An 18,445-nucleotide genomic window follows, 5' to 3' on the forward strand; every position below is an offset into this window, starting at 1 on the left:
TGGTACTAAGGGTTTAACCTAACCCAGAGCCTTCCCAAGTTAGCTGAATTACACCTTTTGCAATAAAGCCAGCACAGCCTAGGAAAAGGACTAACCATACAATACGACGACCAAAAACAGGTACATTGCCTTGCTTTAGCACATCTTTTATCGCCATCCCGATGAAAAAGAAGATAGCAGCAAAAAGAAGATCGAGCCCAATAGACTCGAGCATATCCATATAGTCGTAAAGCATTTTAGTCCTTCATGCCGAAAAATCTTGGGCGCACTATACCACTGTTAAACGGTAAAGTTAATGCACTACAAGAAGGGTTATTTCAATAATCTATTGTTGCTTTTCGAATTTGTTAACTCGAAATGTATTTCCGAATGACTCTCATTACTTCAGCCGGTTTTTCGGCGTGAAGCCAGTGGCCAGTATTAGCGATAATATGTGCTTTTGCTTGTTTGAACTGTTTTTGCACCGCAGGTTGGTGCTCTGGCATTAAGTAATCGGAATCACCACCTTTAACAAACAGAGTGGGTATGTCTGTTGGGGCAATTTCCTGCCAGCCGATAATTTGTGCGTAATTCTCAAAAAGGCTCGGTACGTTAAACCGCCAGTCCATTTTATCGCCATTTTTGTATAGTGACTTAGAGAGAAATTGTCTTACACCGTCGATCTCAACATGTTGAGCTAGGATATCCATCGCTTGTTGACGGCTTGCTGGCTTTTCGTTAATTACGGCGTGTAAACCATTAAACACATTGTCGTGACGGTTTGCTGTGTAGGCGACAGGTGCCATGTCGAGCACAACCAACTGTTTGACGAGCTCTGGAGCAATGTCCACCAGTGTCATCGCGACCTTTCCACCCATTGAATGCCCAATAATAATAGATGGATCAACATTTAAGTGTTGTAGGAGTTGTGCCACATCTTTTGCCATGTCGGCGTAATTATGAATGTTTGAGTGAAAAGAGAGGCCGTGATTTCTCAGATCAATACTGATCACCGTGTGATCTTTAATAAGATCGCGGGCTAGTAGACCCAGATTACTTAAACTACCAAACAATCCGTGAATCAAAACAACTGTTTGGCCTTGGCCTTCCTGCTTATAGTTGAGTAATGCTGACATTTTATCTTATTCGTGATGGGTTTAACGTGGAGTATCCGAGAGGATCTCGTTATAATCCCCCAGAGTTTAAACATTGAGAATGTGAAAAGCGAATGAAAACAATTGAGGTTGATGAGGATCTATACCGTTACATTGCTAGCCAAACTAAGCATATCGGTGAAAGCGCCTCGGATATTTTGCGACGCCTTTTAAACCTTGATGGTCAGTTGCAGGAAGCTGAAGCCGCGCCTGTAGTAGAGAGGCCACAAGGGATTGTAGTAAGTAAAGATGCGGGTAAAACGGAATCTGTTGATGTAGTGAAAGAAATGCGTTCGCTGCTTATTTCTGATGAGTTTGCCGGTCTAAAAAAAGCGATTGATCGCTTTATGTTAGTACTATCGACCTTACATAAATTAAATCCAGAAGGTTTCGCGCAGGCTACGAATGTAAAGGGACGCAAACGCGTGTACTTTGCAGATAATGAAGAAACCTTGTTGGCAAATGGCAACACGACCAAGCCAAAAGCCATTCCTGGCACACCGTTTTGGGTTATCACGAACAACAATACCAGTCGTAAAAGACAGATGGTTGAACAAGTGATGACACACATGGGGTACCAACCTGACTTAATAGAAAAAGTAACAGGTTCAATCTAAGAAACCTGATAGAAGCCTCATAATGTGTCGCAGTTAGCGGATATTATGAGGCTTTTTTAATTTTATTTGTATTTAAAGAAAGGATGTCAAACATGGCTATGCACCCTCGTGCTGGGCAAAAAGCGCAGCAGGAAGATCTTTATAATATTCCGGCACTTGTTGCCAATTACTTCTTGCTTCAACCTGATGCTAAGAACCCCGATCACAAGGTTCAATTCGGCACATCAGGTCACCGTGGTACCGCTGATAAGCATACATTTAACGAAAACCACATTTTGGCTATTGCTCAAGCGGTTGCAGAAGTTCGTGCCCAGCAAGGGACCACAGGTCCTTTGTTTGTCGGTAAAGACACGCATGCTTTGTCTGAACCTGCATTTTCTAGCGTGATTGAAGTTTTGATTGCGAATGGCGTAAAAGTCATCGTACAGCAGGATAACGGCTACACGCCAACACCAGGTATCTCGCACGCAATTCTGACTTACAACATCAAGCACGATGAAAAAGCAGACGGTATTGTGATTACACCATCTCATAACCCACCACAAGACGGCGGTATCAAATACAATCCGACTCACGGTGGTCCAGCAGAAGCTGAGTTGACTCAAGCTATCGAAGATCGTGCGAACGCACTGATTGCCGAAGGTTTACAAGGTGTTAAACGCTTACCACTAGCAGAAGCAAAAGCATCGGATCTGTTTGTGGAGATGGACTTGGTTAAACCCTATATCGATGATCTGGTGAACGTTATCGATATGGAAGCAATCCAAAAAGCAAATCTGAAGATTGGTGTAGATCCATTGGGTGGCAGCGGCATCGATTACTGGCGTCAAATTGGTCAGGCATACAACCTAGACCTAACGCTAGTAAGTGAAGCGATTGATCCTTCTTTCCAATTCATGTCTCTCGATAAAGACGGCGTTGTACGTATGGACTGTTCTTCTCCATACGCAATGGCGGGTCTATTGGCACTGAAAGACGAGTACGATCTAGCATTTGGTAACGATCCTGACTACGACCGTCACGGTATCGTTACGCCAAAAGGTTTGATGAACCCGAATCACTTCTTAGCCGTTTGTATCGACTACCTATACCGCCATCGTGACGCATGGGGTAAAGATGTAGCGGTTGGTAAAACACTAGTATCAAGTGCACTGATTGACCGTGTTGTGGCGGATCTAGGTCGTGAGCTATGTGAAGTACCAGTAGGCTTCAAATGGTTTGTTGATGGTCTGTACACTGGTAAATTCGGTTTTGGTGGTGAAGAAAGTGCCGGGGCATCTTTTCTTCGTAAAGATGGTACGCCATGGTCAACAGACAAAGACGGCATCTTGTTATGTCTTCTAGCGGCAGAGATCACTGCGGTAACGGGTAAGAACCCACAAGACTACTATGAAGAGCTAGCGGCGAAACACGGTGAGTCGAAATACAACCGTATTCAAGCTGTAGCGAATGGCCCTCAAAAAGACGTACTGAAGAAGTTGTCACCAGAAATGGTCGCGGCTGAAACACTAGCGGGTGATCCAATTACGGCTCGTCTCACGCATGCGCCTGGTAATGGTGCTGCAATCGGTGGTCTAAAAGTAACGACTGCCAACGGCTGGTTTGCTGCTCGTCCATCAGGCACAGAGGACATCTACAAGATTTACTGTGAAAGCTTCAAAGGTGAAGAGCACCTAAAACAAATCGAAGCAGAAGCACAAGAGATCGTTAATCAAGTGTTTGCAGCTGCCGGCCTGTAAACCATTCAATAGTCGATTTAGAAAACAAAGGGTTGATGTGCAAGCATCAACCCTTTTGCGTTTTAAGATTCCTGAACTGAGTTGTTTCCGGGCCAGGAATCCGGTACCACAAACCAGAATTGACCGTCCTCCGTTTGTGCATGTACAAATCGGTCTGAAGGCTTTTCAATGGGTTGAGATAAATCGTCCGTACCAATCGCCCAGCATGGTTTGTGTAAATGATAAAGTGGCTTACCGATTAACTCCCATTGGCTCTGGTAGCACCAGTAACCACTAATCTGACTTGGATTTAGTTCATAACCCAAGCACTCGCTAGGAGTTGGCTCTGGAGTAAACGGATTAATATAGAGTCGTCCTTGCATCAATAGACGTTCTTGTGGAGAGTCGTTTAACGGAATTATTTTTTGAAATTCCGGGCGATCGCTCATTTTCAACTGATGAGTAAGCATTCTATTCAGTTTTGTATGCAGCTGGTCGTGAGCATTCGGACCATACCAAACGCCGTTATAAAGAAGATAAAACTTAATCGCTACTTCCCAGTGCTCTATTTGATTTGATTCTGTATTCCGCAACACCAAGTCGATAGCACCAATAGTCTTACCTTCGATGTCGTTTAACTGAACCTCTTCCGCGATAACCTGATATCGTTCTGAACTAGAGAGAACTGCAGTGCATAAGTGCTGATATAAAAAGCCCAATCTTGGATTACCATTGTATTGCTCAGCGTTATTTAAAGGCGTTACCGAAAGATCCTCTAAGGTTGTAAACGGAGGGCGTAACTTGAAAAGAGGAGGTGAAGTGGCGATCCATTGGTAAAAGCGTTGCAGTTGGTTCATCCGTATCCCTATATGTATGGTGAGGCGACAAGCTTTGTTATTGTAACTAAATTTGCTTTTGAGGGTAGGGTGGCTAGCATCGATATTAGGGTTCGAGATACACTTTAAGTACCTAAATGATATCAAGGTGCCAGATGTCAAAACGTTGTTGTATCAACTAGGTTGCACACTCTCGGTCTGATTTCATCGAGAGGTTATTTAGGTTTACATGCGCTAGAAATTGGAAGTAATAATGAATAACTTAAAGCTAGAACAGATTCTTAATGACAAACTGTCACCGCAGTTAATTAAAGATTACGCACCAAACGGGTTACAGGTAGAAGGGACGCCAGCCGTAAAGCGTATTATCACTGGCGTAACTGCCTCCCAAGCCTTAATCGATAAAGCGATTGAGCTTAATGCAGACGCATTACTCGTTCATCACGGTTATTTTTGGAAAGGTGAACCTGAGCCAATTCGTGGTATGAAAGGTAAACGAATTCGTAGTCTGCTCAAAAACGATATCAACTTATATGGTTATCACCTTCCTCTGGATATTCACCCAGAGCTAGGCAACAACGCCGAATTAGCTCGCTTACTTGAAATCGAAGTAGAAGGTGGACTTGAAGGACATCCTCAATCAGTAGCCATGTTTGGACGCTTGAAAAAACCGATGTCTGGTGCTGAGTTTGCGAGCAAGATCAATCAAGTTCTTGATAGACAACCACTGCATATTGCTCCAGAGAATACCGATAAGATGATTGAGACGGTCGGTTGGTGCACTGGTGGAGGGCAGGATTTTATTGAACTTGCTGTACAACACGGGCTGGATGCATTTATCTCTGGAGAAATTTCAGAGCGTACCACTTATACCGCTCGTGAAATGGACATTCATTACTTTGCTGCAGGTCATCATGCTACTGAGCGTTATGGTGTTCAGGCTTTAGGCAAATGGCTAGCGGATGAGTATGGCCTACATGTGGAGTTTATCGATATTGATAATCCGGTTTAGTGTTCGCTATTCATAACGTGAAACGCTGAAAAGAAAAAAGGGTTGAGACAAAATCTCAACCCTTTTGTTTGTTTATCTTCTAACTAAAAAGATCATTCACGTTCGTGAAGTGGAGAAAACTCACGCTGTGTCTCACCAGTGTATAGCTGACGAGGACGACCGATGCGGTTCAGTGGATCGCTGTGCATTTCGTTCCAGTGAGCAATCCAGCCGATGGTACGAGAAATCGCGAAGATAACCGTAAACATAGAAACTGGAATACCAATCGCTTTAAGAATGATACCTGAGTAGAAGTCTACGTTCGGGTACAGCTTCTTAGAAACGAAGTACTCATCAGAAAGCGCAATGCGCTCAAGTTCCATTGCTACATCTAGTAGAGGGTCTTGAATGTTTAGCTCTTTGAGAACTTCATGACACGTTTCGCGCATTACTGTCGCACGTGGATCGTAGTTTTTATAAACGCGGTGACCAAAGCCCATTAAGCGGAATGGGTCATCTTTGTCTTTCGCGCGGTCTACATACTCAGGGATGTTATCGACGCTGCCAATCTCTTCTAGCATTCTCAAGCACGCTTCGTTTGCACCACCGTGAGCAGGTCCCCAAAGTGATGCAATACCAGCGGCAATACATGCAAATGGGTTAGCACCAGAAGAGCCAGCTAGACGTACAGTTGACGTCGACGCATTCTGTTCGTGATCCGCGTGTAGCGTGAAGATTTTGTCCATCGCACGAGCAACGACAGGGTTTACTTCATACTCTTCGCAAGGGTTTGCGAACATCATGTGTAGGAAGTTTTCTGCGTAGCTCAAATCGTTGCGTGGATAGATAAATGGCTGACCGATAGAGTATTTGTAACACATTGCAGCCAGTGTCGGCATCTTCGATAGCAGACGGTACGCCGCGATCTCACGGTGCTCGTCGTTGTTGATGTCAAGAGAGTCGTGGTAGAAGGCTGCAAGTGCACCGACTACACCACACATTACTGCCATTGGGTGAGCATCACGTCGGAAGCCATGGAAAAAGCTTGCGATTTGTTCGTGGACCATAGTATGACGCGTTACGGTCGTCTTGAATTGCTCGTATTGTTCTCGGGTAGGGGCTTCACCATAAAGAAGGATGTAACATACTTCTAAGTAATCTGCGTTATTGGCTAATTGATCAATCGGGAAACCGCGGTGCAAAAGAATACCTTTGCCGCCATCGATGTACGTGATTGATGATTCACAAGATGCAGTGGCAAGAAAACCTGGGTCAAAAGTAAAGTAACCATTGGCTCCCAGCTTACGAACGTCAATTACAGGTGTACCTAGCGTACCGTCCATAATTGGCAGTTCGATTGGCGCTTGACCTTCAACATGAAGGGTCGCTTTCTTATCCGCCATAACAATCTCCTTTGTTTATTATTTAATCCGTCCAGGATGTTTATGTGCCATTTTTGTACTGTTGTTAAAGCTTAAAGTCAATTTTTCTCCATCTTTGTGTGCACTTGTTATGATTTTTCTCATGAAAATCGTTAAAAATCTGTTCTATGTAGCATAATTTGTTACACCAATTGTATTAGAATGTTGCTCGCCGTATATTGGCTAAGAAAATTTTAGTTAAATCCTTATAAATTCGGGGCTAGAAACAAAGAGTGAGGTTTGTTGCTGGACTCCGATTGTTAACAAGTTGTTTACAATTATCTGGGTGGTTACTCGCGATATTTGTTAAATAGATGTTAACTTTTGTACGTTTGGAAGCTGAAATTGGTTATAACAATAAATGCTCAATGGAGCTGAGTGAGCAAGCCCGTGAAAGAAAGAAAGTCAAGACCTGTTAATTTAGATTTACAGACCATCCACTTTCCTATCACAGCAATCGCATCCATCCTACACCGTGTGTCTGGGGTAATTACGTTTGTTGCGGTGGGTATACTACTGTGGTTACTGTCCATTTCTCTGTCATCCCCAATGGGTTTTATGGAAGCCGCTGACATCGTCGATAGCTTCTTCGTAAAATTCATCCTGTGGGGAATTCTTACTGCACTTGCCTACCACATTGCAGGTGGTATCCGTCACTTGTTGATGGATCTAGGTCACTTTGAAGAGCTAGATTCTGGCACGATGAGCGCTAAAGTCGCGTTTGGTGCAACAGCAGTATTATCATTATTGGCGGGGATCTTGGTATGGTAAAACACGTATCTTCATTTGGTCGTAATGGTGTACACGATTTCCTACTAATTCGTGCAACTGCAATCATTATGACGCTATACACGATTTATCTGATTAGCTTCTGTGCATTTTCAGATATCTCTTACGCATCTTGGACCCAATTCTTTGGTGGTACCTTCACTAAAGTATTCACCATGTTGGCACTTGTCTCGATCCTGATCCACGCATGGGTCGGTTTGTGGCAGGTATTAACGGATTACATTAAGTGCGCGAAACTGCGTGGCGCACTGCAACTTGGTGTTATTGCCGTGCTATTCGGCTATGTCTTCTCTGGTCTATTTATTCTGTGGGGTGCGTAAGTGTCTATTCCAGTTCGTGAGTTTGACGCCGTAGTAATCGGCGCTGGTGGTGCAGGTATGCGCGCTGCACTACAAATTTCAGAACAAGGCCTATCATGTGCTTTGTTGTCAAAAGTATTTCCAACACGTTCTCATACTGTGTCTGCACAGGGCGGTATTACCGTTGCTCTGGGTAACTCGCACAAAGACGATTGGCAATGGCACATGTACGATACCGTTAAAGGTTCCGATTACATCGGTGACCAGAACGCGATTGAATACATGTGTAAAAATGGCCCTGAGTCCGTTATCGAACTAGAAAAAATGGGTCTTCCATTCTCTCGTTTTGATAACGGTACTATCTACCAACGTCCATTCGGTGGTCAGTCAAAAGAGTTTGGTGGTGAGCAAGCTGCACGTACAGCAGCTGCTGCGGACCGTACAGGTCACGCGCTTCTTCATACGCTTTACCAACAAAATGTGAAACACAAAACCACCATTTTCTCGGAATGGTATGCACTAGACTTGGTGAAAAACCAAGACGGCGCCGTAATGGGCTGTACTGCGATTTGTATGGAAACAGGCGAGATTTGTTACTTCAAATCAAAAGCAACGATTCTAGCAACAGGTGGTGCAGGTCGTATTTACGCGTCGACCACTAACGCACACATCAACACTGGTGACGGTGTAGGTATGGCATTGCGTGCGGGTGTACCTATGCAAGACATGGAAATGTGGCAGTTCCACCCAACGGGTATCGCTGGTGCAGGTGTTCTTGTAACAGAAGGTTGTCGTGGTGAAGGTGGTTACCTTCTAAATAAAGACGGCGAACGCTTCATGGAGCGCTATGCTCCTAACGCGAAAGACCTTGCAGGTCGTGACGTAGTTGCACGTTCAATGATGATCGAAATTCGTGAAGGCCGTGGTTGTGATGGTCCTTGGGGTCCACACATTAAGCTGAAGTTGGATCACCTTGGTAAAGAAGTGCTTGAGTCACGTCTGCCTGGTATCTGTGAGCTGTCTCGTACTTTCGCGCACGTTGATCCAGTGAAAGAGCCAATTCCAGTAATTCCAACCTGTCACTACATGATGGGTGGTGTACCGACTCAAGTGTCTGGCCAAGCAATCAAGCAAAAGGCTGACGGCAGCGAGATGGAAGTACAAGGTCTATATGCATGTGGTGAGATTGCTTCTGTATCAGTACACGGAGCAAACCGTCTAGGCGGTAATTCATTACTAGACTTAGTCGTATTTGGTCGCGCGACTGGCTTGCACCTTGGCGAAACGCTCGCAGCGCAAGCTGAGGCACGCCCTGCAACTGAATCTGATATTGAAGCATCTCTAGCGCGTACCATGCGTTGGGAAAATAGTACTGGTGGTGAAGATCCAGTTCAAATCCGTAAAGACCTACAAGCTTGCATGCAAAACAGCTTCTCGGTATTCCGTGAAGGCGATGCAATGGCAACGGGTCTAGAAGAGTTGAAAGTAATTCGCGAACGTCTGAAAGATGCGCATCTAGCGGACAAGTCTTCTGAATTCAACACGCAACGTATTGAGTGTCTAGAGTTAGACAACTTGATGGAAACAGCATTCTCTACAGCCGTAGCGGCGAACTACCGTACTGAAAGCCGTGGCGCACATGCACGTTTCGATTTCCCTGAGCGTGATGATGAGAACTGGTTATGCCACTCTATCTACAACCCGGAAACAGAAGCGATGACTAAGCGTGATGTGAACATGACGCCAACGCATCGTGAAGCTTTCCCGCCGAAAGTACGTACATACTAAAGGGAGGATACGACTATGAAATTGAACTTCTCTTTATACCGTTACAATCCGGATGTGGATACCAAGCCTTACATGAAAGAGTATACCCTTGAGGTAGACGAAGGCTCAGACATGATGGTGCTTGATGCATTGATTCTGCTAAAAGAGCAAGATCCAAGCATCGCGTTCCGTCGCTCATGCCGTGAAGGGGTATGTGGTTCTGATGGTTTGAACATGAATGGTAAAAATGGTCTAGCGTGTATCACACCGTTATCTGCTCTACAAGGTGATAAGATAGTTATTCGTCCACTGCCAGGGTTACCTGTCGTGCGCGATCTTATCGTTGACATGACGCAGTTCTATGATAACTATGCGAAAGTTAAACCATTCTTGATTGATGATGGTGCATTACCACCATCACGCGAGAACCTACAATCGCCTGATGATCGTGCGCATTTAGATGGATTGTACGAATGTATCATGTGTGCATGTTGTACAACGTCTTGCCCATCATTCTGGTGGAACCCTGACAAATTCATCGGTCCAGCTGGTCTTCTTGCAGCGTACCGTTGGCTAATTGATAGCCGTGATACGGCAACAGATGAACGTTTGTCTGATCTTGATGATGCATTTAGCGTTTTTCGTTGCCATGGCATCATGAATTGTGTAAGTGTTTGTCCTAAGGGATTAAATCCGACGAAAGCCATCGGCCATATTAAGTCGATGCTGGTTAATCGCTCGGTTTAATTTACTCGCTCTTAGGAATGTCGCAGTGTTGCGGATCACCCGATATGACCGCTTCACTGCTTCAAGAATATTTCGAGTAAAGAATACAAAAATTGCCGACTAGTTCTGGTCGGCTCTTATAGCTCGGCAAAGACCGAAGCAAACGTGAAAACTACTGGTTAAGGGAAAATATGCACAACGGCGTGATGAAGGCATGGCTCGAGTCTTCACACTTGGCTGGCGCCAATGCAACGTATGTAGAGGACCTCTACGAACTGTATCTAAGTGATCCCGATCTGGTAAGTGAGGAGTGGAAACGTGTTTTTGAAGGCTTACCTAAGCCGTCAGAAGAAGTGGCAGAACAACCACATTCACGTGTCCGTGACTACTTCCGTCGACTCGCTAGAGAAACAAAGCATTACAATGTCCAAGTTAGTGACCCAGATGTCGATGCAAAACAAGTAAAAGTTCTACAGCTAATCAACGCATACCGTTTCCGCGGACATGAAGCTGCAGAATTAGACCCACTAGGTCTATGGCAACGCCCAACCGTGGCGGAGTTAGACCCTGCTTTTCATAATCTTACCGAAGATGACTTCGAAGAAACTTTCAACGTAGGTTCTTTTGCTGTTGGGCAAGAAACCATGAAGTTGAAAGACATCTATGAAGCCCTCAACAAAACTTACTGCGGTTCCATCGGTGCTGAATACATGCACATGACTGACACAGAGCAAAAACGTTGGATCCAACAACGTCTTGAGTCTGTCGTAGGCCAGCCATCATTCAACAAAGATGAGAAGCGCACATTCCTAGAAGAGCTAACAGCCGCTGAAGGTTTGGAGCGTTACCTCGGAGCGAAATTCCCAGGTGCAAAACGTTTCTCTCTAGAAGGTGGTGACGCACTGATTCCGATGACGAAAGAGTTGATCCGTCACGCGGGAACAAGTGGGATGCGTGAAGTGGTTATCGGTATGGCTCACCGTGGTCGTTTGAACATGCTGGTGAACGTGCTTGGTAAGAAGCCTCAAGATCTGTTCGATGAGTTTGCCGGTAAACACGACGAAACTTGGGGCACGGGTGATGTGAAATATCACCAAGGCTTCTCTGCCGACTTTGCTACCCCAGGTGGTGATGTTCACTTAGCTCTTGCATTTAACCCATCGCATCTAGAAATCGTCAACCCAGTAGTCATGGGGTCGGTGCGAGCACGCCAAGATCGCTTGGGTGATAATCAAGGTAGCAAAGTGCTTCCTATCACTATCCACGGTGACTCTGCAATCGCTGGTCAGGGTGTGGTTGCCGAAACGTTCAACATGTCACTGGCTCGTGGTTTCCAAGTCGGTGGTACGGTGCGTATCGTTATTAACAACCAAGTTGGCTTTACGACGTCTAACCCTCGTGACACGCGTTCAACGATGTACTGTACAGATATCGCGAAGATGGTTCAGGCGCCAATTTTCCACGTGAATGCCGATGACCCAGAAGCGGTTGCTTTTGTTACTCGTATTGCTTTGGATTACCGCAACGAGTTCAAGCGCGATGTCGTGATTGATTTGGTGTGTTACCGTCGCCACGGTCACAACGAGGCCGATGAGCCAAACGCGACTCAGCCTTTGATGTACCAAAAAATCAAAAAACACCCTACACCACGCAAATTGTATGCGGATATTCTGATCGATAAAAACGAATCAGATATCGAGACAGCGACTCAGTTAGTCAATGAGTACCGCGACGCATTAGACCGCGGTGAAGTGGTGGTTAAAGAATGGCGTCCAATGGCGTTGCACTCCGTAGACTGGTCCCCTTACTTAGGGCATGAATGGGATATGGAGTGGGATTCAAAATATGACAAGACGCGTCTTATCGAGTTGGGTAATCGTCTTTGTCAGTATCCAGAAAGCCATAAACTGCAAAGCCGTGTTAATAAGCTTTACAACGATCGCCTAGCAATGATGACCGGTGAAAAAGCAATCGACTGGGGTATGGCCGAAACATTGGCGTATGCAACATTAGTTGATGATGGCAAGCGTATTCGCCTTTCTGGTCAGGATTCGGGTCGTGGTACTTTCTTCCACCGTCACTCGGTTCTTCATAACCAAACAGATGCAAGTACGTACATTCCATTAGCGAATATTCATGACAATCAGGGGCCATTCCAAGTGTTTGACTCAGTACTGTCAGAAGAAGCGGTATTGGCATTTGAATACGGTTACGCAACAGCAGAGCCAGGTGGTTTGACTATCTGGGAAGCGCAGTTTGGTGACTTTGCCAACGGCGCGCAGGTTGTGATTGACCAATTCATCTCGTCAGGTGAGCAGAAATGGGCACGCTTGTGTGGTCTCACAATGCTTCTACCTCACGGTTACGAAGGTCAAGGCCCTGAGCACTCATCTGCACGTCTAGAGCGTTACCTTCAGTTGTGTGCTGAGCAAAATATGCAGGTTGTAGTTCCTTCAACACCGGCTCAGGTATACCACATGATTCGTCGTCAAGTTGTACGCCCAATGCGTCGACCTCTGATTGTTATGTCGCCAAAATCTTTGCTGCGCCATCCTCTATGTACTTCGACAATTGAAGACTTAGCGGACGGTACATTCCAATCTGCAATTCCAGAAGTAGATGATTTAGACCCAAGCAAAGTAAAACGCGTCGTGTTCTGTTCAGGTAAGGTTTATTTTGACCTACTGGAGCAGCGCCGTAACAACGAGCAAGACGATGTCGCTATCGTGCGTATCGAGCAGCTTTATCCATTCCCGATGGAAGAAGTACAAGCAGCGATTGCTCAATACACTAACGTTGAAGACTTCGTGTGGTGTCAGGAAGAGCCTCAGAACCAAGGTGCTTGGTACTGTAGCCAACACAACTTCCGTGCCGCTATTCCTGCAGGTGCAGATCTTAAATACGCAGGTCGCCCAGCTTCTGCTTCGCCAGCAGTTGGCTACATGTCGGTGCACTTGAAACAACAAAAAGCGTTGGTTGAAGACGCTCTGAACGTGAACTCAAAAACTTCGAATTAAGAACTAGAAGTTAAAGGAAGAAACAGATATGACAATTGAAATTCTGGTTCCAGATTTACCTGAATCAGTTGCTGATGCAACCGTAGCGACATGGCACAAACAACCAGGCGACGCAGTAGAGCGTGACGAGGTTTTGGTTGACATCGAGACGGACAAAGTCGTGCTAGAAGTGCCAGCTCCGGAAGCAGGCGTTTTGGAAGCTATCGTTGAAGAAGAAGGTGCGACAGTACTTTCTAAACAAATCATTGCTAAATTGAAGCCAGGTGCAGTTGCAGGTGAGCCTACCGCAGATAAAACAGAAGGTACGGAAGCATCTCCTGATAAACGTCATAAAGCTGCGCTTAGCGAAGAAAGCAATGATGCACTAAGCCCAGCAGTACGTCGTTTATTGGCTGAGCATGGCTTAGAAGCAAGCCAAGTGAAAGGCACTGGTGTTGGTGGTCGTATTACGCGCGAAGATATTGAAGCGCATCTTGCGAACGCTAAAGCTGCGCCAAAAGAAGAAGCACCAGCAGTGGTTGACGTGCCGGCAGCGGCTCGTAGCCAAAAACGTGTTCCAATGACTCGCCTGCGTAAGACAGTCGCTAACCGTCTACTAGAGGCGAAGAACAACACGGCAATGCTAACGACGTTTAACGAAGTGAACATGAAACCAATCATGGACCTTCGTAAACAGTACAAAGATCAGTTCGAAGAGCGTCACGGTATTCGTTTAGGCTTCATGTCTTTCTACGTGAAAGCTGTAACAGAAGCGCTTAAGCGTTACCCAGAAGTAAATGCTTCGATTGATGGCGATGACATTGTTTACCACAACTACTTCGACATTAGCATGGCGGTATCAACGCCACGTGGTCTAGTTACACCAGTCCTAAAAGACTGTGACAAGCTTGGTTTCGCTGATGTTGAAAAAGGCATCAAAGAACTGGCTATCAAAGGTCGTGATGGCAAGCTAACGGTAGACGAGCTAATGGGCGGTAACTTCACTATCACAAACGGTGGTGTGTTCGGTTCACTAATGTCTACACCAATCATCAACCCACCTCAATCAGCGATTCTTGGTATGCATAAGATCCAAGAGCGCCCGATGGCAGTGGATGGCAAAGTTGAAATCTTGCCGATGATGTACCTAGCGCTGTCTTACGATCACCGCCTAATTGATGGTCGCGAGTCTGTTGGCTTCCTAGTGACGATTAAAGAGTTGCTAGAAGATCCAGCACGTCTCCTATTAGACGTTTAATATCGCTAAAACGTCTAGTTATCGTAGGTAGCTAGACGTTAAAAATTTCAATGGCTAGACTAGCTCAACGTCTGGCCTTCATTTGAATCCCACACCATGAGTACTCGTGATGAGGGATTGATTTGAGAAGACCCTACAGACGTACAAGCAGCCAAGACTGCAGCGTTATGGAAATAATAAATCCCTTAAGGGAAAAACAAACGGAATATCGAAATGAATTTGCATGAATACCAAGCCAAACAGCTGTTTGCAGAATTCGGTTTGCCTGTGCCAGAAGGCTACGCGTGTGATACACCACAAGAAGCTTTTGAAGCTGCAGGCCGTATCAGTACAGAAAAGAAAGTAGTTAAATGTCAGGTTCACGCTGGTGGCCGTGGTAAAGCGGGCGGTGTAGAGCTGCACGATACAAAAGAAGGCGTTAAAGAGTTTGCACAAAAGTGGTTAGGTAAAAACCTAGTTACTTACCAAACTGACGCTAACGGTCAGCCAGTTACAAAAATCCTTGTTGAAGAAGCTTCAAACATTGCAAACGAATTATACCTAGGTGCGGTTGTTGACCGTGCAAGCCGTAAGATCGTTTTCATGGCTTCAACAGAAGGTGGTGTGGAAATCGAAAAAGTTGCGGAAGAAACGCCGGAGCTTATCCACAAAGCAGCAATCGATCCACTAGTAGGCCCACAAGCTTACCAAGGTCGCGAGCTTGCGTTCAAACTTGGTCTTGAAGGTGACCAAATCAAACAATTCGTTAAGATCTTCATGGGTCTTGGCACTATGTTCTCTCAGTACGACCTTGCTCTGCTAGAGATCAACCCGCTTGTGATTACTGGCGAAGGCAACCTACTATGTCTTGACGGTAAGATCAACATCGACTCAAACGCACTGTACCGTCAGCCTAAGCTTCGTGAAATGCACGATCCTTCACAAGAAGATGAGCGTGAAGCGCACGCAGCTCAGTGGGAACTGAACTACGTAGCACTAGACGGTAACGTTGGCTGTATGGTTAACGGTGCAGGCCTAGCAATGGGTACGATGGATATCGTAAACCTACACGGCGGCAAACCAGCTAACTTCCTAGACGTAGGTGGCGGCGCGACGAAAGAGCGTGTTGCAGAAGCATTCAAGATCATCCTATCTGATGACAATGTGAAAGCAGTACTTGTTAACATCTTCGGTGGTATCGTTCGTTGTGACATGATCGCAGAAGGTATTATCGGTGCGGTTAAAGAGGTAGGCGTAAGCGTACCAGTTGTTGTTCGTCTAGAAGGTACTAACGCAGACTTAGGTCGCGAAGTTCTTGCTAATTCTGATGTTGATATCATTGCTGCTGAGTCGCTAACGGATGCTGCTCAGAAAGTTGTTGCTGCTGCGGAGGCTAAATAATGTCTGTATTAATTAACAAAGACACTAAAGTAATCTGTCAGGGTTTCACTGGTGGTCAAGGTACTTTCCACTCAGAGCAAGCTATCGCATACGGCACTCAGATGGTTGGTGGCGTTTCTCCTGGTAAAGGTGGCCAAACTCACCTAGGCCTACCTGTATTCAACACAGTACGCGAAGCAGTAGAAGCAACTGGCGCAACAGCGACAGTCATCTACGTGCCAGCACCTTTCTGCAAAGATGCAATCCTAGAAGCGATTGATGCGGGCATCGAGCTAATCGTAACAATCACTGAAGGTATCCCTACAACAGATATGATCGACGTGAAAGTGAAGCTAGAAGAAACTGGCGTTCGTATGATCGGTCCTAACTGTCCGGGTGTTATCACTCCTGACGAGTGTAAGATCGGTATCATGCCTGGTCACATCCACAAGAAAGGTAAAGTAGGTATCGTATCTCGCAGCGGTACTCTAACTTACGAAGCAGTTAAGCAAACAACAGACGAAGGTTTCGGCCAGTCTACTTGTGTTGGTATTGGTGGTGACCCAATCCCAGGTTCAAACTTCATTGATATCCTAAAACTGTTCCAAGAAGACCCTGAAACTGAAGCGATTGTTATGATCGGTGAAATCGGTGGTACAGCAGAAGAAGAAGCAGCAGCATACATTAAAGAAAACGTAACGAAGCCAGTGGTTTCCTACATTGCTGGTGTAACTGCTCCTCCTGGTAAACGTATGGGCCACGCTGGTGCGATTATCTCTGGCGGTAAAGGTACTGCTGAAGACAAATTTGCTGCACTAGAAGCGGCGGGCGTTAAGACTGTGAAATCTCTAGCAGAGATCGGCCAAGGTCTACGTGAAGTAACGGGCTGGTAATTTCCAACTCGAAGCTTAAAGCTAAAAAAGCCTAGCAATTATTGCTAGGCTTTTTTGTATCAAGGTACTTTTTACGATTTTTGGCGAATAAATTGGCTAAGCATAAACAGAGATGTTGCGCTGATTACTACTGATGGGCCAGCCGGCGTATCGAAGTGCCATGATAGGCTAAGCCCCATTAGTACTGCCACAGAGCCAATAATAGATGCGAACAGTGCCATTTGCTCTGGTGATGAAGAGACCTTACGTGCTGTTGCTGCTGGGATGATCAGCAAAGAAGTCATGATAAGTGCCCCAACAAACTTCATTCCTACGGCAATCACAACACCTACCATAAGCATTAACACCAATCTAACCAAGTCTGTATTGACGCCCTCGACGGCAGCAAGCTCTTCACTAACTGTGCTCGACAATAAAGGTCGCCAAAAAACGTAAAGACACACACTAACAGCAACGACACCTGCGTAAATGAACATCAGATCTTGCGGAGATACTGCGAGTAAGTCACCGAACAAGTAACTCATCAGATCAACACGGACATTATCCAAGAAACTAACAGAAACTAGACCAACAGATAATGCGCTATGGGCAAGTATACCCAGAAGCGTATCGGTTGCGACCAGTTGTTGTTTCTGCAATGTCACGAGCAATACCGCGAGTGCTAAACAGCAAACGAGTAGTGCAAGATAAAGGTTCACGTTTAGCAGAAAGCCTAATGCCAAACCCATCAATGAAGCATGTGCCAGGGTATCACCGAAGTAAGCCATTTTGCGCCAAACGACAAATGACCCAAGAGGACCTGCAATGATCGCGATGCCAATACCAGCAAGAATAGAAGGTAGAAGAAACTCAATCATGGTGATGATGTCCGTGTTTATGGTTGGAGCATGATGTCGCATCGCCAGTTACTGGCGTTCCGGATAAATCGTGATGATGATGCTCGTGGTCGTGATGATAAAACGCGAGCGATTCTCTCGCTGCATTGCCAAATAGCGCGATGTAAGAAGGGTGCTGAGTAATCGTGGCAGGTGAACCAGAGCAGCAAACATGGTGATGCAGACAAATGACATCATCTGTTTTGGCCATTACTAAATGTAAGTCGTGTGACACCATAAATACACCGCAATCGAATCGGTGACGAATGCTTTCAATTAGATCGTAGAGATCGATTTGACCTTGAATATCCACACCCTGCGCAGGTTCATCTAGCACTAACAGCTCTGGGCGTTGAAGCAAAGCACGCGCAAGTAATACGCGTTGGTTTTCACCACCTGATAAGCGATGCATGTTACTACTAATTAAATGCTCAGCGCCAACAAGCCTTAATGCATCAATACATTCTTGTTTACTGTATTTTCCTGCTAAATTTAGAAAACGGGTGACATTCAATGGAAGAGAGTCATTGAGTTTCAATTTTTGAGGAACATAACCAATTTTTAGTTTTCTTTGTCGGTTTAATTTGCCGCTAGTCGGTTTTTGAAGGCCTAAAATGACTTTGACTAACGTTGATTTTCCCGCTCCATTGGGACCAATTAGGGTTGTTATTTTGCCCTTTTGTAATTCCATACTAATGTTGTCGAGAACTCTGCGGCCATCGAACTCGACGCATAAGTGCTCAAGATGGACTAAGGAAGACATGAAT

17 protein-coding genes are annotated in these 18,445 nt (G+C 45.5%); 11 read left to right on the forward strand and 6 right to left on the reverse strand.

Translation table 11 applies throughout. The features are described 5' to 3' along the window. Positions 1-13: 13 nt before the first annotated feature. Complete coding sequence (locus D8S93_RS07995; RefSeq protein ID WP_005393038.1) at positions 14-235, reverse strand: DUF2788 domain-containing protein; 222 nt, start codon at positions 233-235, stop codon at positions 14-16. Positions 236-347: 112 nt separating this feature from the next. After that, positions 348-1,115 carry an alpha/beta fold hydrolase gene (locus D8S93_RS08000; RefSeq protein ID WP_012842048.1) on the reverse strand — a complete coding sequence of 256 codons (768 nt, stop codon included), beginning with the start codon at positions 1,113-1,115 and terminating at the stop codon, positions 348-350. A gap of 92 nt (positions 1,116-1,207) precedes the next feature. Here D8S93_RS08000 and seqA point away from each other — a divergent pair, with 92 nt between their 5' ends. Together seqA and pgm are read left to right on the forward strand one after the other, a co-directional pair. After that, positions 1,208-1,750, forward strand: a complete 543-nt coding sequence (gene seqA / locus D8S93_RS08005; RefSeq protein WP_152812694.1) for a replication initiation negative regulator SeqA — start codon at positions 1,208-1,210, stop codon at positions 1,748-1,750. A gap of 92 nt (positions 1,751-1,842) precedes the next feature. Next, complete coding sequence (gene pgm / locus D8S93_RS08010; RefSeq protein ID WP_152812696.1) at positions 1,843-3,489, forward strand: phosphoglucomutase (alpha-D-glucose-1,6-bisphosphate-dependent); 1,647 nt, start codon at positions 1,843-1,845, stop codon at positions 3,487-3,489. A 62-nt stretch (positions 3,490-3,551) separates the two neighbouring features. Here the strand turns inward: pgm and D8S93_RS08015 are convergent, their stop codons facing one another. Continuing rightward, positions 3,552-4,325, reverse strand: coding sequence for a DUF1853 family protein (locus D8S93_RS08015; RefSeq protein WP_152812699.1), 774 nt, complete (start codon positions 4,323-4,325; stop codon positions 3,552-3,554). Between the two features lie 232 nt (positions 4,326-4,557). Here D8S93_RS08015 and D8S93_RS08020 point away from each other — a divergent pair, with 232 nt between their 5' ends. Next, complete coding sequence (locus tag D8S93_RS08020) at positions 4,558-5,316, forward strand: Nif3-like dinuclear metal center hexameric protein (protein ID WP_152812701.1); 759 nt, start codon at positions 4,558-4,560, stop codon at positions 5,314-5,316. A 92-nt stretch (positions 5,317-5,408) separates the two neighbouring features. On the opposite strand, the gene D8S93_RS08025 is transcribed toward D8S93_RS08020, so the two are convergent. Then, positions 5,409-6,698, reverse strand: a complete 1,290-nt coding sequence (locus D8S93_RS08025) for a citrate synthase (protein WP_005382163.1) — start codon at positions 6,696-6,698, stop codon at positions 5,409-5,411. A gap of 396 nt (positions 6,699-7,094) precedes the next feature. On the opposite strand from D8S93_RS08025, the gene sdhC reads away from it, so the two are divergent. From sdhC to sucD, 8 genes are all read left to right on the forward strand, one after another. Then, positions 7,095-7,487 carry a succinate dehydrogenase cytochrome b556 subunit gene (sdhC, locus tag D8S93_RS08030; protein WP_017634811.1) on the forward strand — a complete coding sequence of 131 codons (393 nt, stop codon included), beginning with the start codon at positions 7,095-7,097 and terminating at the stop codon, positions 7,485-7,487. Beyond that, positions 7,481-7,825 (forward strand): succinate dehydrogenase, hydrophobic membrane anchor protein, encoded by a 345-nt coding sequence (sdhD, locus tag D8S93_RS08035; RefSeq protein ID WP_005382169.1) that lies wholly within the window; start codon positions 7,481-7,483, stop codon positions 7,823-7,825. Before sdhC ends, sdhD begins: the two co-directional genes overlap by 7 nt. Beyond that, positions 7,826-9,592: a succinate dehydrogenase flavoprotein subunit gene (gene sdhA / locus D8S93_RS08040; protein WP_005393016.1), complete on the forward strand. Its 1,767-nt coding sequence runs from the start codon at positions 7,826-7,828 to the stop codon at positions 9,590-9,592. A gap of 15 nt (positions 9,593-9,607) precedes the next feature. Then, complete coding sequence (locus D8S93_RS08045) at positions 9,608-10,318, forward strand: succinate dehydrogenase iron-sulfur subunit (RefSeq protein WP_005382174.1); 711 nt, start codon at positions 9,608-9,610, stop codon at positions 10,316-10,318. 170 nt (positions 10,319-10,488) lie between these two features. Continuing rightward, positions 10,489-13,314, forward strand: a complete 2,826-nt coding sequence (gene sucA / locus D8S93_RS08050) for a 2-oxoglutarate dehydrogenase E1 component (RefSeq protein ID WP_005393014.1) — start codon at positions 10,489-10,491, stop codon at positions 13,312-13,314. Positions 13,315-13,342: 28 nt separating this feature from the next. Then, the gene (gene odhB, locus D8S93_RS08055; RefSeq protein WP_005393012.1) at positions 13,343-14,551 is read left to right on the forward strand and encodes a 2-oxoglutarate dehydrogenase complex dihydrolipoyllysine-residue succinyltransferase; all 1,209 of its coding nucleotides are present in this window, start codon (positions 13,343-13,345) and stop codon (positions 14,549-14,551) included. A gap of 213 nt (positions 14,552-14,764) precedes the next feature. Continuing rightward, the gene (sucC, locus tag D8S93_RS08060) at positions 14,765-15,931 is read left to right on the forward strand and encodes an ADP-forming succinate--CoA ligase subunit beta (RefSeq protein ID WP_046874251.1); all 1,167 of its coding nucleotides are present in this window, start codon (positions 14,765-14,767) and stop codon (positions 15,929-15,931) included. Continuing rightward, positions 15,931-16,803, forward strand: coding sequence for a succinate--CoA ligase subunit alpha (sucD, locus tag D8S93_RS08065; RefSeq protein ID WP_005382181.1), 873 nt, complete (start codon positions 15,931-15,933; stop codon positions 16,801-16,803). Before sucC ends, sucD begins: the two co-directional genes overlap by 1 nt. A 71-nt stretch (positions 16,804-16,874) precedes the next feature. Here the strand turns inward: sucD and znuB are convergent, their stop codons facing one another. Beyond that, entirely contained in the window at positions 16,875-17,660 is a 786-nt protein-coding gene (gene znuB / locus D8S93_RS08070; protein ID WP_005396067.1) for a zinc ABC transporter permease subunit ZnuB, read from the reverse strand. Further along, positions 17,653-18,441 carry a zinc ABC transporter ATP-binding protein ZnuC gene (znuC, locus tag D8S93_RS08075; protein ID WP_006742704.1) on the reverse strand — a complete coding sequence of 263 codons (789 nt, stop codon included), beginning with the start codon at positions 18,439-18,441 and terminating at the stop codon, positions 17,653-17,655. The genes znuB and znuC overlap by 8 nt, the downstream gene beginning before the upstream one ends. Positions 18,442-18,445 lie beyond the last annotated feature (4 nt).

This window comes from Vibrio sp. VGrn 2 (genome assembly GCF_009361695.1).
Lineage (GTDB): Bacteria > Pseudomonadota > Gammaproteobacteria > Enterobacterales > Vibrionaceae > Vibrio > Vibrio diabolicus.